The following is a 16,828-nucleotide window of genomic DNA, read 5'->3' on the forward strand; positions in this document are numbered from 1 at the left end:
TTTAGTCATTGATGCGGTAAATACTGATTGACCCGAGCGTACTCACTTGCTTCATACACCGCACTTCCACCGGCTGAGGTTGCCGATCAAAAATAATGTATTTGACGTTCATTTGTTTAAAGCGGGGCGAGCAGGGATCCATCGCGACCTGATACCCATCCTCAAAGGTATTCTGAATAACGACCGTATCGGTCCGTCCATCTATATAGGTGCTGTAAACCGTGTGTGCGTAGCGGTTATAGGCCGAATCCCGTTTCATCTGCGGATCGAGCACTTTTAGCAGTTGGCGGGCCGGCGTATATTTAACCCCGCTCAGCAAATCGACTCCTGTAGCAGTTACCAGATACGACAGATACTGACTTCCGAATATAACCCAACGGGCTTTGGGTTCCTGCTGGTGAAGGTTTTGCACGGTTTTGTACAAAGTATGATCAGTGATGGGGCCCAGCCCTTTCGAAACCGGGTTCAACCGAAAATTCGGCAGCAGGAAAAGAATCATTCCCACACTAAACAGGGCTGTCCGGTACGGGATCTGCCAGGTTGGGAGCAACAACAACCCAAGCCCGGTCATGAACACCACCGGAACGATCATCTGGTGGCCTTTGAAAAAACCGTCGGAATCGTTAATGTTTACATAGGCCGCATAAATCATAAACACCAGCACAGCCACGCCCCCTAAAACCGTGTACAACGATGAGCGAGACGGCCACGGCCGGGTTGTCAGGAAATACAGGTAAGCAATCGTCAGCAATACATTGGCAATCCCGAACGGAATTTGCGTGCGACGCGTCGGGCTCATGCTCCACAGCGTTCCCTTCGCCAGCCACTCCGGAAACCCGATCTCAATCCAGATATAACCCCAAATAACGAACAGACTCAGCAACATCACCACCCAGTCTATTTTGCGGGTCAGGGCAAACGAAAGGCCAGCGGCCGGAATAACGATGGGCGCAAAGGAAACATAATGAGACAGCTCGCAGTGGTTGAGCCAGTTTTTGGGAAACTTCGTGTCCGTATACAACCAGGAGAAATATTCAGAAAACCAGTTGGCAATGAAACCCGTACCGCCCGATTCGCTGCGTCGGCCCGGATAAACCGTGTTCATAACCGCATCCAGCGTCGGCTTGGCATCGGCATAGAACGCCAGGCCCGAAACCGCCAACACCGCAACTGCCAGAACCGCCCCCACCGTTTTGACTGGCCACTGCACCAGCATGTTTTGGGGTAAAAAATTATTTAGCATGTAGCCAGCCAGCAGAGCCGCTACAGCATAACTCAGTGGAATCTGATACGGCGGGTAAAGCAACAGGGCGTAGACAAAAGCCAGCCAGGCCAGCGCCAGCGAACTGCCAAGAATGTGAATTTTGCGGGTGCTGTATACCAGGTAAATGGCCGCTACAAATAGAAAACTGACGCACCCAATCATCATCGTTGGAATATACGTCCAGGATTGGGTGCCCGACGATAGAAAGAGCCAGAGACTGCCAAAGACCGACAGCCAGAAATTGTTCCGGGTTAGCAAAAGCAACATCAACGTCGCGCCCACCAGAGCAAACATTCCCCGGAAAGCATAAATCCAGGCATAAGCGTGATCCAGACTCAGAAAAAAGAACCCCCAATGGTCGGGGCGGAATAAGGCACTGAAGTGCCGGGTTGGAAGCAGTAAAATCGGAGCTTTTTCGCCCCCGATGGTTTCGTTTTCGACCGGGAACCCCCGATTGGCCTGGGATAACACCCAGGGCGTTCCCACAGCGTAGTCGTCCATCCGGATGGCGCGCGGAGTGCCGGAAATGAGCCCCCGTTTGGCGTCGCTGCCATCAGGCAAAAGTTGGTTCCACATCGGGAGGGAAATGGGATGAATTTTGGCCAGGGTAAATAGGATAAACAAGCTCAGGCACATTCCTAAAAACCACTTCAAGCGCGTATCGAATCGAATCAGCTCAATACCTCCGGGCTGTGGGGGGCGTTCGGTCAGCGTGGACGTTGCAGATGAATGTGCCGATGGCTCTTTCATCTCAGCCGCCGGAGCAATGCTGGACTTGGGTTTGGCCGAAACAGGAGCCGTTTTTTTCTTATCCGACTTTGACATGCTTGGTGAAGCAAATTAATGATAACAAAACTAAATCTAGTTTTCCTGATAGCTTAAAAGTAACAGGACGCCCAATCCGGGTCAAATTATGTGCCATAAATTATCGGTTTGTTTGCCTAACTTACGGCCGAGTCGTCCCAACAGAATGAAATCACTTTTTAAACAGATCCTGCCGATTGTACTAGCCCTTGGGCTGCTCATCTATGCGCTCAAGGATATTTCATTTGTTGCTATCGGTCAACAGTTTCGGCAAGCGCATTACGGCTGGATTGGGCTGGTAGCTGTGCTAACGGTTCTGGTTTATGTGGTACGCGGTAAACGCTGGCAGCAGCCCCTGATAGCGCTGGGCTACTTCCCAACGGTTTTCCGGGCTACGGTTTCCATCCTCGCGGGTGTGATTGCCAGCCTAATCGTGCCGGGCTCGGGCGAGCTAACCCGCTGCGCTACCTTACAACGAACCGACAACGTGCCTTTCTCGCAGGGCGTTGGCTCCGTCGTGGCTGAGCGCGTAATCGATCTGGGCATGCTCGCGCTGGTTCTGCTGCTCACGTTCCTGGTCGAACTGCCCCGGATGCAAACCTACGCATCCGGGCTGGCGTTCAACCTGCCGACCACAAATGGCTGGTGGCTGCTCAGCGGAATGGCGGCTTTGCTCCTAGTCGGCGTACTGGCCGGGAAAATGTTACTAAACTCTGGCATAAGAAAACATCACTTGTTGGTACAACTACTTAACACTGTTAAGGGCCTTTGGCGTGGATTTTCTGCGATTCGACAATTACCCAACTTTTATTTGTTTGTACTTCTAACAGTGTTAAATCAACTTATTTCGTGGCTTAGCACCTATTTTCTGCTATTAGCACTGGACCATACCCATTCGCTCCCGCCCACGGCTGCCCTTACCATTTTAGCCGTCAGTTCGCTGGGTGGTTTGGCAGTGCCTACGCAGGGGGGCATCGGAACGTATCACTTTCTGGTCAGCCGGGTGCTGGTGCTGTACGGTTTTCCGGCCGCAGAAGGCGCGGTTATTGCCACCTTTCTGCACGCCGTTGGCTTTGCCATCAACCTGGTATTGAGCAGCCTCAGTTTTTTGATCGTTCCTCTGCTGCTGACCAAAAAATCGTCCTGACCGGCAAAGCCCCCGATCCGTTTCTCCGTTGGTGCTACGCTCCCCGTGCCGTAGGCAAGACCGTACTAAATTAACCCATGATTTCGTTTATCTTTGCACAGGCAGGATCGGTTTGGTCCTGCTTTTGCTTTTTTATTTCTTCACAACATTCCTATGAAGTATATGAAGTATGGTGTCGGTCTGCTGCTGTTCGGCCAATTGGCTGCGGCCCAAACCGTCACCGATTACGCCAACACTATTCAGGCTGGCGATCTCGAAAAACACCTTCGCGTGCTGGCAGCCGACGACATGGAAGGCCGCGAAACCGGGAAACCGGGTCAGCGGAAAGCCGCCGACTACATTGCCAAACAATTTGCCGCCGAAAACCTCCAGCCCATTGTCAAAACCGACGGCGGCAAGACGAGTTATTTTCAACCGTTTAAGTTGTATCAGAAAACCTGGGGTGACTTTTACGTCAAGGCAGGTGACAAAATCTACACTTATCCGAAAGATTTCATTGTCAACGGGTTGTTTGCCGTCATGCAGGAAACATCGGTCGAGACGGTTTTTGCGGGCTACGGTATTCTGACGGATGGCTATAACGATTACGCCAAGCTGAACGTCCAGGGCAAAGCCGTGGTCATTCTGGAAGGCGAGCCCAAAAAGGCAAACGGTAATTATGTCATTTCCAACTCAACCAAACCGTCGGACTGGAGCAATGAAGAAAGCGTTCGCAAAAAAGCGCTGATTGCCAAAGACAAAGGTGCTGACCAGGTCTTCATCATTTCGGCCGAATCGCCGGAAGCCTATCGTCGGCTGGTGGCCCAGCGTACGGCCCTGATGGGCCGGTTCAACCGGATGGGCCTGAAACCGTCGATGGAAAAGATTGGCGCCGTTGGCACCTTTCTGATTACCCAAGAAATGGGCGCCGATTTGCTCAACACCACACCCGCCAAATTACAGGCTGCGGTGGCCAAGATTAACAAAACCGGGAAAACCAACTCCGGGGTATTGAAAGGTAAAATCAGCCTGAAAGCCGAACGGAAAGACGAAATTCTGGAAAGCAGCAATGTCCTGGGCTTTCTGGAAGGAACCGACAAAAAAGACGAGGTTCTGGTCATTTCTGCGCACTACGATCACATTGGCATTGGTGCAGATGGCCAGATCAACAATGGTGCCAACGACGACGGCTCGGGAACGGTGTCGGTCATTGAAATTGCGCAGGCTTTTGCCAAAGCCAAAGCCGAGGGTCACGGCCCGCGCCGGAGTATCTTGTTCCTGACGGTTTCGGGCGAAGAAAAAGGCTTGCTGGGTTCCGAATATTACGCGGATATGGATCCGGTTTTACCGCTGAACAAAACCGTCAGCAACCTGAATATCGACATGGTGGGCCGGGTGGACGATCTCCACGAAGGAAAATCCGACAATTACATTTACGTGATTGGTTCTGACAAACTTTCATCGGAACTGCACCAGATCAGCGAAGATGCTAACCGGAAATACACGATGATGGAGCTGGATTACAAGTACAACGATCCCAACGATCCACAGCGTATTTATTATCGTTCCGACCACTACAACTTTGCCAAGCATAAAATCCCCATTATTTTTTACTTCAACGGACTGCACGCCGATTATCACCGCCCCGGCGATGACGTTGAAAAAATCGATTTCAAGCTGGCCGAAAAATCAGCACGGCTGGTGTTTTATACGGCCTGGGAAATCGTGAACCGGGATAATAAGCTGGTGGTTGATAGCAACAAACCGTAATACCCGTCTTGAACTCAGCTTACACAGATCAAAGGATTAAACAGGATTTAAATGAAGATTGCGATAGCCATCTTAGCCGCGTCGGCGGGCCGATAGTCCTTTAATCTGTGTAAGCCGAGTTCAGAAACTAATTTCCGCCCGAAAGTTTGGCAGGCTTGGGAGCCACGCCGGGCTGGGTGATTTCGAAGTTTTCTTTCTGCTTGGCGTCAGTTACGATTTTCCGGACATCGGCCAGCAGCTGCTTCGCGTCGTAAACAATACCGTCTTTTACGGTGTATTTCACGCCACCGATCCGCGTTACTTCGTTCTTCTCATTCAGGTGAATAGCACCGGTTCCGTACAGAACCTTCAGATTGGCCAGCGGGTTTTCCTCCGTGATGACGAAATCAGCTAGCTTACCCACTTCAACCGAGCCAATCTGATCAGCCATGCCCAGGGCTTCGGCCCCTTTCAGCGTTGCGGCCCGAATTACCTCCAGCGGATGGAAACCCGCTTCACGCAACAGCTCCAGCTCACGGATGTACGCAAAACCGTATAACTGGTAAATAAAGCCCGAATCCGAACCGGTTGTGACACGGCCACCCCGGTTTTTGTATTCGTTGATAAACGCCATCCAGAGCTGATAATTGCGTTTCCAGGTCACTTCCTGTTCCGTTCCCCAGTTGTGCCAGTACGATCCGTGCGAAATCCGGCTGGGTCCGTAAAACCGCCAGAGCGCCGGAAGCGTATACTCGTCGTGCCACTCCGCCCGGCGCGCCAGCATCAGTTCGCGGTTGGCTTCGTAAATGTTGAACGTCGGGTCGATGGTAAAGTCCATCGCGATCAGTTCGTCCATCACTTTATTCCACTTTTCCGTTCCCGGTTTGGCGGCCTGCAGCCAGAGTTTACCCGCTTCCTCAAACCGGTTTTGTTCGTTGTTGTAGTTGTAATCAGCGGGATACGACTGAATCGTTTTGTCTTCAAACAACGCTTCGGGCAACCCGTACCAATGCTCCATCGTGGTCAGTCCAGCTTTGGCCGTCGCCAGGGCGTTCATCCGGGCCACTTCCAGCTGAGCATGGTGGCAGGCCGAGCGCAGGCCCAGCTTTTTGTTTTCGTCCAGAGCCGCGCGAAAAACCGCCGGTTCGGCCCCGAAAAACTTGATCCCGTCGGCTCCTCTTTTGGCGTTCTCCCGCACCCAGGCCCGCGCCTGTTCCGGGGTCGAGATAGGCTCCTTGGCTCCCTGTCCGAACGACGTATAGGCTTTAATGCGCGGTGCCGTAATCTCGTTGCGTTCACTTTTGGCACGGTGCTCCAGTACCCAGTCCAGTCCGTTGCCCGCCGATGGGTCCCGAATGGTGGTAATACCGTGTCCGAGCCAGAGTTTGAAAACGTACTCCGACGGCGTGCCCTGACCCTTGCCGCCGATATGGCCGTGCATATCCACAAAACCCGGCATCAGATACATACCTTCGCAGTTCAATTCTTTATCGCCGGGGCCAGCCTGCGGACGGTTTTTTGAGTCGATCGGAACGCCGGGATGGCCCACCTGCCGAATCTGGGCAATGCGGTTTTTCTCCACCACAATGTCCACCGGCCCAACCGGAGGAGCGCCAGTGCTGTTGATAAGTGTTACTCCCCGGATGATCAGACGCTTGTTGGGACCATCTCCTTCCTTCCGGGCGGGGGCGCTGGTGATCTGGGCCGGTAAGCGGGATGTGAGGAAAAGCAGAATGAGTATGTAGGCAAACCGATGGGTAAAAATCGAGTTCATACCGGAAGTGAGGGTTTGTTGATCAGCAGATTAAGCAAGATACAGAGTTTGTTGTACATTTGATTTTTCCAGAACCCGGTTTTGATCCTGAGCCTAGAAAAGTCAAGATTCGGATCATTATTGAAGGAGAAAATACAAATTATACCGGATCACGAATGGTAGTAACAAACATCTGACGGCACGTAACGTTTTACCAATACCAACAGCCCGACACTGCGCGGTTGGGCAATCGGCCTTCAACGACCACTTACTTTTATGAAAACCGTACTTTTTAGCTGCGCTCTGCTGCTGACACTCGTTGCCTGCTCCTCCGATAGCGGAAAAGAAACCGATGCCAATTCACCTAAAGCCGGACCTATTTACACGCTGATCTTTCTCGACAAATCCGTCAGCGTCAACGCCAACAAAGCCTTCGTGGCTCAGAAATACCAGGGAGCCGTCAATGAGATCATTGACCAAAATATGAAAGGCAAGGGCGATCAATTAGACGTCTATTTTATTCACGAGAACACATCAAAAGCCCGGGCGCTTTCAGTCACCACCCGCTCCGAAATGGAAGACGTCAGCAGCGCCAATGCCACCGACCGTGAAGCCGCCCAAACGAGCTTTGATTTGTCGCTCGGCCGCGAGAAGGCCGCCATCCGCCAGCGAGTGTTGCAGCAGTTGGCCACGCCCAATGCCTCCTCCTCGAACAAAGAAACCGACATCTGGGCGAGCTTGCCGGTGATTGCCAAAGCCAACGAAACGGGGGCAACGGTAAAAGTTTATTACCTGAGCGATATGGTCGAAAGTGTTTACCGGGCCGGGCGCCGGGATTTTCACAAAACTCCTCCCAAAGACAATGCGCAGGCCGAAGCCTGGGCCAAAGCCGATGTTGGACAGTTGAAACGGTATACCATCGGTAGCCCGGATATTACCATGATCCTGCCGTTTTCGCCGGATGCATCCGTGAAAGAAAACAACCCGGCAGTTACTCAGTATTGGCAGACGTTATTTCAGGAGCTGGGTGCCGGACACGTGGAGGAACAATAACCGCTCTCGCTACGCAACCCTGTTCAGCGAACGGACAAAGGCAACCAGGCCATCTACGTCCAGAACGAGATCGATCGGTGTGTGCAGGATAGCTTGCTGGGGCATAAAGCTCGAAACCGCCGACTCGGGCTTTTGGGCGACGATGATACCGCCGGCTTTCTTGACAGCGTTCAGCCCCGCCGTACCGTCGGAGTTAGCCCCCGACAACAGGATGCCAACCAACGAAGAACCGTACACATCAGCCGCCGACTCAAACGTAACATCGAGCGATGGGCGGCTGTAATTGACTTTTTCGGAATTATCGAGCGAAAACACCTCTTCTTTTTCGATCAGCAGGTGGTAATCGGCGGGCGCCAGGTACATGGCTCCACGGATGACCGGGTCTTTGTCTTCGACTTCCTTGATGGGAGCTGCGGTTTTTAAGGACAGCAAATCCGCTAGCGATGAGTCGGTTGAGCTTTTCCGGTGCAATACGATAATAACCGTAAATGATAAAGCAGAGGGCAGCGCTGGCAGCAGTCGCAACAGCACTTCAATACTGCCGGCAGATCCGCCAATGACCACCGCTTTGCACCGGTCTCTCAACTCACTTTGCGCCATATTTTTTCTTTGTGAAACAGTTTATACTGGGGCTTGATCGCCGAAAAGTTCAGCGTTTCTTTGGAACCCAACGCCAGATAGCCGAGTGTGCCGATACTTTCATCGAACAATTTTAAGGTACGATCCTGTAAATCTTTGTCAAAATAGATCAATACATTGCGGCACAACACCAAATCGAATTCGTTGAAAGACCGGTCAGAAACCAGGTTGTGCGTCGAAAAAATCATTCGTTCTGCCAGCGCTTCATCAAATTTAACCTGTCCATATTGCGCGGTATAATAAGACGAGAAGTCGTTTTTACCGCCCGATTCGATGTAATTAGCGGAATACAGTTTCATCTGTGCCAACGGAAAAATACCGCTGCGCGCTTTTTCGAGCACTTCCGGATTTAAATCCGTGGCGTAGAGCAATGATTTATGCAGCAGATTGGCCTCCTTCAGCAAAATTGCCATCGAAAATACCTCCTCACCAGTTGAGCAGCCTGCGTGCCAGATCCGAATGAACGGTTTGGCGGCCAATGTTGGCACAACCTCCGTTCGTAGAGCGCTGTAAAACAACGGGTCACGAAACATTTCGGTAACCGTCACCGTCAACCCTTCTACAACACGCTTTATATAGTTTGGATCAGACTTAACCTGGTATCGAAATTCGGCAAAACTCGGAAATTTATCCAGCATGAACAGCCGGTTAACTCGTCGTTTCAGAGACGCCTGGGCGTAATTGGTGAAGTCATATCCGTATAATTCAAATAGATCGCTCAACAACAACTCTATTTCCTCATCATCAATCATCATAGGTCGCGTTGTTACACATTCGCCAACAGTTGCAACAACCGATCGACGTCTACCGGTTTTGAGATATAATCCGTGGCTCCGGCTTGCAGGCATTTTTCCCGATCGCCCACCATTGCCTGGGCCGTCACCGCAATAATGGGCGTTTTAACGCGCTTTTCGATGTTTTTGATTCTCGGGATCGCTTCATACCCGTCCATTTCGGGCATCATCATATCGATTAGAACCGCATCCACCTCTTCATCCGTTTTCAACAGTTCCAGCGCATCCTGCGCATTCGTGCACGAAAGACAATCGAACGATTTAGACCGCAATGTCGCGCTCAGCGCAAAAATATTTCGCGCATCATCATCAATAATTAAAACTCGCTTCTTACGCATGGCGGCATGTTAAGTTTGTTTCCTGGTGCTCTGCTTCTTTTTAGGATCGTTCATACAACCAGACCCGCAGCAACGACATAAGCTGATCGATATCCACCGGCTTGGTGATGTAATCCGATGCACCGGCCTGAATGCACTTTTCGCGATCCCCCGTCATGGCTTTGGCCGTTACGGCAATCACCGGCAAGTTTTTCCACTGGTAGTTTTCCCGGATTTTTTTTGCGGTTTCGTACCCGTCCATCTGCGGCATCATCATATCCAGTAACACCACATCGATCGTCGGATTTTCCTGGAGCTTCTGGTACGCTTCTTTCCCATCCAGCGCCGTAATAACATTCATTTTATACGTCTCAAGCGCTTTCGTCAGCGAGAATATATTGCGTACGTCGTCGTCGGCAATCAGGACGGTTTTTCCTGCCAGAACCTGGCTCAATGCCCCTAGCTTTTTGAAATCTTCCGTCAGGTTACCGGCTTTTTTATTCTCATTGACCAGGTGCAGAAACAGCGAAACTTCGTCGAGCATACGCTGGTACGAATGAGCGGTTTTGACGATGATGGAATCGGCGTATTTCTTAATTTTCAGCTCTTCGGCTAAAGAAAGGCTTTTTCCGGTAAAGATGATAATGGGCAGGTTTTCGAGTCCCGGGTTTTTCTTGGCTTCTTCGAGCGTTTCGTAGGCTTTGCTATCCGGAATACCCATATCCAGAATCACGCAATCAATCTCATCTTTCTGCAACGCGTCCACTCCTTCGGCAACGTTACTCTTCAGTTCAGAATGGATATTAAAGGTTTCCAGGAAGTACGCCAGTGCCTTGGCGTGCTTCGGATTGTCTTCAATAATCAGCACTTTTTTGCTCGTACGGTTCAACACATACTCGATCTTGTTAAAAATCTCCGACATCTGCTCGAAAGCCATCGGTTTATCCACAAAATCGACCGCCCCCTTCATCAAACTTTCGTTTTTCAGCTTGTGCGACGACATGATGTGAACCGGAATATGGCGGGTTTCCGGATCCGCTTTCAAGGCATCCATAACCTGCCAGCCACTCATGATCGGCAATTGAATATCAAGCAAAATACCGAGTGGCTTATACGTTCCGGCCAGTTTCAACCCCTCGTCCCCCCGCACGGCCACGATGCCTTTGTAGCCTTTTTTCCGGGAGTAATCCAGCAACGATTTCGCAAAATTCGTATCGTCTTCAACAATCAGAATCACCTTATCTCGCTCCGTAATCGTCTGGCGGTCATCCGGAATATTCGATGGAATAACGGTGCTCAGGTACTTGCTTACCGCTTCGGTTTTTTCGGCCGCTGGCTGCGGGGGCAGTTCCAACTTCCGGCTTACGTACGAGTGCGTCTGACCAGGTTCCTGCTCGGTTAGCATTCCTTTGATCGGCAGGTACACCGTAAATTCACTACCCTCGTTTACTTTGCTGGAAAGTACAATTTCGCCACCGAGCAGTTTTGCCAATTCGCGGCTGATCGATAGCCCTAATCCGGTACCGCCGTACTTCCGTTTGGTAGAGCCATCAGCCTGCTGGAACGCTTCAAAAATAAGCTGCTGTTTTTCCGGCGGAATGCCAATACCTGTATCTTTTACCGTAAAGCTGAGCACGGAATCTTTCCGGGCGGCCCGCTTCACGATAAGCGTAATTCCACCTTGTGACGTAAATTTGAGAGCGTTTGAAATCAAATTTTTCAGGATTTGCCCCAGCCGCATTTTATCTGTTTCAATGACCTGCGGTACGTTTTTGGCAATATCGATCGTAAAATCCAGCCCTTTTTCCTTGGCCAACGGCGCAAACAAAGCCTGTAATTCTTCGGTTATCTCGGGGAGTGAAATATCGGCGTATTCGAGTTTCATCTGCCCCGCTTCAATCTTGGAAAGATCCAGAATTTCATCAATCAACCCAAGCAACCCATTCCCCGACGACTGAATGACTTTGGCGTAATCAATCTGATCGTTCGTCAGGTTTTCTTCGTTATTTTCGGCCAGCAGGCGGCTTAGCAGCAGAATGGAATTGAGGGGCGTCCGAAGCTCGTGCGACATGTTGGCCAGAAATTCGGATTTGTAGCGGGTACTGATTTCCAGTTCCTCGGCTTTTTTCTGAATTTCGTTGTTTTTCTCCTCCAGCAAAAAGCTGCGTTCTTCGAGTTCTGCGTTGGTTTGCTGTAACTCTTCCTGCTGGACCCGCAATTCTTCTTCGGATGCCTGGAGTTTTAGCGCCTGCGCTTCCAGCTCTGCATTGACGTTTTCCAGCTCATTGTGCTGCGCCTGCAATTCTTCCGACTGCGCCTGCGTTTCCTCCAGGTAATTTTGCAGCTTCACATAATCCAGGGCCGAATTGACTCCCGTGGAAATTGTTTCCAGGTTAGATTCTAAAAACTCAATTTCTATGGGTTCGGGATTCCGCAGCAGGCCAATTTCAATGGCGCCAATGCACACATGGGCATACACCAGCGGCACAATAAGTAAGGCCGTCGGCGGAGTTGTTCCCAGTGATGAGCTAACCTGGAGGTAATTGGGCGGCAGATCCTGAATAATAATCGTTTTTTTCGTTTTGATGACCTCCCCAATCAGCCCTTTGCCAGCCTCAACCAGTTCAGGCGCGTTGGTCGTTGCAAAACTGCCGGCCAATTTAAACGTAGAGTCGCGGTCGATGATATAAACCGTTCCTAACGGTGCATCAATATAGGCGGTAATGGTCGAAATCAGGTTACTAGCCAGCTTCTCCAGATTTCGCTCGCCCCGAATGGCCTCGCTGAGGTTAACCGTTCCTGTTTGCAGCCAGTTTCGCCTGTTCAAATCCGTGAAGGTGGTTTCAAGCGATTCAGCCATTGTATTGAGCGCTTTGGCAATCCGCCCCAGTTCGTCATCGTGGTCATCCTGGCTCCGAATGGCGTAGTTTCCTTCGGCAATGTCTGACGTGATGTCTTCCATAAGGCTTATCCGCTCCGCGGTTTCCCGGTATTTTGCCTCCGATTCTCTCTGCTTGGCAATGCGGTCGTCGAGATCTTTTTTGATCCGCATGTAAGCACTTCCGGTGATGATCACAGAAATGATAGCTGCGATAACGAGCAGATACGGCGTATACGTGATGTAGACCTGCTGCTGTTCAAGCCGGCGCGTCAGTATGGTATTCTCATCTTTTTTGATCTGGTTGACGAGCGCTCTGAGATCATCCATTACTTTTTTTCCGCGTGTCATCTCCGTATGGCGGGCAACGGTATCGCGGCCAAACGTTTTGCTGCGTTTCGTCATGTCGATAATCCGCTGCATTTGGGCAAACTTTGCCTGATACAACGCTTTGACATCCGCCAGATTTTTTTGCTGAGCCGGATTATCGAGGGTAAGCTCCTGAACGGTGTTGTAACTGGCCGTTACTTTTTCGTAGCTTCCATTATAAGGGTCCAGAAACGTCTGATCAAGTGTAATCAGGTACCCCCGCTGCGCCGTTTCAGCATCTTTTACGTACGAAATAATATTTTCTGCCTCGATCAGAACCTGATTGGTGTGATTGACCAGCTTAGAATTTTCGATCAGCTTTTGCGTACTGTAAAAAGAAGCCACCAAACTGACCAACAACAATAAAACAGAAAGAGAAAAGACAATTTGAAGCTGTCGAATAACGGTATTTGATATCGTTTGCGGCATGTGTGCTTTATAGTTAATGCAGTTACGCTACTCGTTAACCTGATGAATTGGCAAAATCAGAATAAACTGGCTTCCTTCATGGAGTTGGCTCTTTGCAGAAATAATTCCGTTGTGCCGATCCATGTTCTTTTTGGCGATGGCCAGCCCAATTCCGGTTCCTTCATAGCTAGACTGGGTAGCCAGCCGTTGAAATATCACAAAAATGCGGTCAATAAATTTTTCATCGAATCCAATCCCGTTATCACTTACAGTGATCCGATAAAAGCTCCCTCCCGGATCTATTTTACTGTCAATCTGCTTTTCCGCAATGCGTTCGGCCGAAATACGGATAACCGGCGAGGTATCAGATTTTGAAAACTTCAGCGCGTTACTGATCAGGTTTTGAAAAACCTGACGAATGCGGCCCGGAATCGTGTCAATTACCGGTAACGGATCAACCAGGATGCGGGCGTTTTTCCGGCTGATTACTTCATCAAAATCCGACACAATTTCCTGGACAACGCCAGTAAGATCCGTAGGTTGAAAAAGCGCCGGGGTCGATAATTGGGAATAATCCAGCAGATCTTTGATCAAACTAGACATCCGGGCCGACGAATTAATGGACCGGTCGAGATAGGCAATGGCTTCTTCATTACCCACTAAATATTTCTGCTTAATTAAATCATTCAGAATCTGAATTTTCCGCAGTGGCTCTTTTAAATCGTGGGAAACAACCCAAGTAAATTGCTGAAGTTCGTGGTTGCTTCGTTCCAGCTCGACGTTTTTGACCAGCAGCTCTTTCGTTCGTAATTCGACTTCTTGTTCCAGCAATTCAGCCGCCATCTTTTGCGGATGAATATCCGTGAAGGTGCCGACCCAACGCACCGGAATGTTTTGCTGTTTCACGGGGACAATCCGTAACAAATGGTAGCGATACTCGCCGGTTTTGAGCTCCATCAGGCGGATTTCGCGCGTAAACTCTATTCCATTTTTCAAATACGTTTCCCATTCGGAACAAACGTCGTCATCAGCGTGCGTTTGGGGAAACGCTTTTGCATCGGTTGAATACCGAAACCAATGCTCATTCACGTACTCAATCTGACCGTTGGGGGCCACGGTGAAGGCCATTTGGGGCAGCGACGCCAATACGGTCCACAGCTCCTGCATCCGGGCGGCAATTTCTTCCTGTGCCTGTTTGCGGACTTCCACTTCTTTCTGTAAAGATTGCTGCGTTTCGCGTAACTCCTGTTGCTGGCGATAAAGCCGGTACAGTGTTTTCACCTTCAGGACCAGAATGTCCGGGTCGACGGGCTTTGTCAGGTAATCAACCCCGCCGGAAGTATATCCGCGGGTGATGAACTTCTTTTCGGTATTGACAGCCGACAGGAAAATGATGGAGGTATCTTTGGATTTGCTAAACCCGCCGATGGCATTGGCCACTTCAAAACCGTCCATCCCGGGCATCTGAACATCCAGAATAATAACAGCGTACCGGGCTTTAAGCACTTTTTTCAGGGCCTCTTCTCCCGATTCAGCGGTTTCGACCGAAAAGCTATGTAATTCAAGGATCTTCTTTAAGGGTAAAATATTCTCCGGCCTGTCATCAACAATTAAAATCATAGGCAACGCAGGTATTTAGGGCTACGAAAAAGGCCGTTTACGTGTTTCCGACTCTTCCTTTTAAAAGGAAATGTGAAGATAGGTCAGTAAAGTGGGTGGTTCCAAATCTAATTGTGTACAGTAAATAAATTATTATGAGCTAAATAGCCTCATTACAACCACTCCCAGGCACTGCGATAAGCGTCGAGTTTTTCGGAATAAGTGATAAAGTCAGCGTAAAAAGACAGGCTCGCCAGCGTCGCGCTATCGCCAACGACGATCAATTTTTTTCGGGCGCGGGTCATGGCAACGTTCATCCGACGTATATCCGACAAAAAACCGATCTCCCCATCCGCGTTGCTGCGCGTCATCGAAATGTACACAATATCCCGTTCCTGACCCTGAAAGCCATCAACGGTATTGATTGAAATTCTTGACAAATAAGCTTGTAAATCAGGCGTGTGCGCAAGTTGCTCCTGCAAAACCACGAGCTGTTGCTTATACGGCGAAATAATTGCGATGCTCGGAAAATCATGCGGTTTATAGAACGGGCTAAGATCGCCTACGAGTTGCGTCAAATGCTTGATTAACAAAGCTGCTTCTTCCGGATTGGTGGAACTCGTTCCGTCGAGCTTTTCCTCAAAACCGCAACCTGCCGTATCAATAAACTGCAAAGAGGTATCACCCGCAAACAGCGCGTGCGTAGCCACCGATGGATGCGCTTTCACCCGATTGGCGTAAAATACCTGCGATGAATAGCCCATGATGGACTCGTGCATCCGATATTGCTCTTCCAGTAGACTCACGGCCTCGGGATGCCACCCAACGCATTTTTCCAACAAGGTTGTATTCAACCCTTTACGGGCGGCTTCCGGCGATTTGATGGTGGGTGGAAGCTGGCAATGATCGCCCGCCAGCACCACCTTCTGCGCTTTCAGAATCGGAATCCAGCAGGCCGGTTCCAACGCCTGACCGGCTTCATCGATCACGACGGTATGAAAGCGAAGGTTCCGAATCATGTATTGGTTTGACCCCACCAGCGTTGCGGTGACAACCTGCGCTTTTGCGACTAAATCATCAATGATATATTGTTCTGAATCAGCCACTTCTTTCATGATCCGGTGCGCTTCATCAAACAACGCCTTCCGCTGATCTCGTTCGGCTTTTCCAAAATTGCGCTTGTATTTGTGCGCCATATTTTTGAATTCACTGGCCTGTTTCTTAAGCTTTTTGGCTTCCTTCATCATAGGATGTTCCGCCATTTTATGGTCCAGCGTAAGCGCCATCAGCCGTTCGGAAACGCGGGCCGGATTGCCCACCCGCAGCACATTCAGCCCTTGCTCATGAAGTCGCTCGCTCAGCAAGTCCACCGCTGTATTGCTGGGCGCAACGACCAGAATTTTCGTATGATTCTCTTTGTAAAGCGCTTTAATAGCCTGTACCAGCGTAGTAGTTTTGCCCGTTCCGGGAGGGCCATGCACGATGGCCAGCTCGTTGGCGGCCCGAATCCGGTCGACTGCTCGCTGCTGACTTTCATTGAGTTGTGGAAATGGAAACGGCGGAAGATCTGTACGAAAAGTGGGCGATGCCTGCCCGGTCAGGATTTGCACCAGGCGGTTTTGCGACTTCTCAGCCTGCCCATTCGCCAGCTTGAGCGCATCCTGCATTTCGTCGTAGCTTTTGTCATCAAAAAGCAGCTCAACACCAAGTTTACCATCCCGCGACCAATCCGGCAACTCGTCGGTCAGCAACGTAATTTTAAGCCGATTGCCGCTCTGGTGCGAAACCGTACCTTCCACGCGGTCGTTTTTGGGATCGTGGTTGCTGAAAAACACGGCGGGCATGCCTGCCCGGAATTGATGCGAAAACTCGTGGTGAGTGGTGCGCTCGACTTCCACCGTCAGGTAATCACCCCGACTCATTTCTGAACCCCGAATAGCGATGGGATACCAGGTCAGGCCGTTAGCCCGTCGTTCGGCAATGGAGGTAGCTTCGGTCAGTCTGCGGTATTGCTGGCGATCTTCTTCGCGTTCGGTTTTTAATAAATCGAGCAGGTGTTTGAAATAATCCATCTA

At 50.4% G+C, this 16,828-nt stretch carries 11 protein-coding genes; 3 read left to right on the forward strand and 8 right to left on the reverse strand.

Going from position 1 to position 16,828, the window contains the following annotated elements; genetic code table 11:
• Position 1: 1 nt before the first annotated feature.
• Positions 2 to 2,089 carry a DUF7657 domain-containing protein gene (locus ACYVH9_RS19730; protein WP_460638102.1) on the reverse strand — a complete coding sequence of 696 codons (2,088 nt, stop codon included), beginning with the start codon at positions 2,087 to 2,089 and terminating at the stop codon, positions 2 to 4.
• 145 nt (positions 2,090 to 2,234) lie between these two features.
• On the opposite strand from ACYVH9_RS19730, the gene ACYVH9_RS19735 reads away from it, so the two are divergent.
• Positions 2,235 to 3,215, forward strand: coding sequence for a lysylphosphatidylglycerol synthase transmembrane domain-containing protein (locus ACYVH9_RS19735; RefSeq protein WP_460638103.1), 981 nt, complete (start codon positions 2,235 to 2,237; stop codon positions 3,213 to 3,215).
• 153 nt (positions 3,216 to 3,368) lie between these two features.
• The gene (locus ACYVH9_RS19740) at positions 3,369 to 4,964 is read left to right on the forward strand and encodes a M28 family peptidase (RefSeq protein WP_460638104.1); all 1,596 of its coding nucleotides are present in this window, start codon (positions 3,369 to 3,371) and stop codon (positions 4,962 to 4,964) included.
• Positions 4,965 to 5,091: 127 nt separating this feature from the next.
• Here the strand turns inward: ACYVH9_RS19740 and ACYVH9_RS19745 are convergent, their stop codons facing one another.
• Positions 5,092 to 6,717: an amidohydrolase family protein gene (locus ACYVH9_RS19745; protein WP_460638105.1), complete on the reverse strand. Its 1,626-nt coding sequence runs from the start codon at positions 6,715 to 6,717 to the stop codon at positions 5,092 to 5,094.
• A 255-nt stretch (positions 6,718 to 6,972) separates the two neighbouring features.
• Between ACYVH9_RS19745 and ACYVH9_RS19750 the strand changes: the two genes are divergently transcribed.
• Entirely contained in the window at positions 6,973 to 7,749 is a 777-nt protein-coding gene (locus ACYVH9_RS19750; RefSeq protein WP_460638106.1) for a hypothetical protein, read from the forward strand.
• 9 nt (positions 7,750 to 7,758) lie between these two features.
• Here ACYVH9_RS19750 and ACYVH9_RS19755 read toward each other — a convergent pair whose 3' ends face one another.
• From ACYVH9_RS19755 to ACYVH9_RS19780, 6 genes are all read right to left on the reverse strand, one after another.
• Positions 7,759 to 8,349 carry a chemotaxis protein CheB gene (locus ACYVH9_RS19755; protein ID WP_460638107.1) on the reverse strand — a complete coding sequence of 197 codons (591 nt, stop codon included), beginning with the start codon at positions 8,347 to 8,349 and terminating at the stop codon, positions 7,759 to 7,761.
• Positions 8,331 to 9,140, reverse strand: coding sequence for a CheR family methyltransferase (locus ACYVH9_RS19760; RefSeq protein WP_460638108.1), 810 nt, complete (start codon positions 9,138 to 9,140; stop codon positions 8,331 to 8,333). The genes ACYVH9_RS19755 and ACYVH9_RS19760 overlap by 19 nt, the downstream gene beginning before the upstream one ends.
• A gap of 14 nt (positions 9,141 to 9,154) precedes the next feature.
• Positions 9,155 to 9,520: a response regulator gene (locus ACYVH9_RS19765; protein WP_460638109.1), complete on the reverse strand. Its 366-nt coding sequence runs from the start codon at positions 9,518 to 9,520 to the stop codon at positions 9,155 to 9,157.
• A gap of 40 nt (positions 9,521 to 9,560) precedes the next feature.
• Positions 9,561 to 13,175: a response regulator gene (locus ACYVH9_RS19770; protein WP_460638110.1), complete on the reverse strand. Its 3,615-nt coding sequence runs from the start codon at positions 13,173 to 13,175 to the stop codon at positions 9,561 to 9,563.
• A gap of 27 nt (positions 13,176 to 13,202) precedes the next feature.
• The gene (locus ACYVH9_RS19775; RefSeq protein WP_460638111.1) at positions 13,203 to 14,774 is read right to left on the reverse strand and encodes a hybrid sensor histidine kinase/response regulator; all 1,572 of its coding nucleotides are present in this window, start codon (positions 14,772 to 14,774) and stop codon (positions 13,203 to 13,205) included.
• Between the two features lie 152 nt (positions 14,775 to 14,926).
• Complete coding sequence (locus tag ACYVH9_RS19780; protein WP_460638112.1) at positions 14,927 to 16,825, reverse strand: AAA domain-containing protein; 1,899 nt, start codon at positions 16,823 to 16,825, stop codon at positions 14,927 to 14,929.
• Positions 16,826 to 16,828: the final 3 nt, after the last annotated feature.

This window comes from Larkinella harenae, from assembly GCF_054780515.1.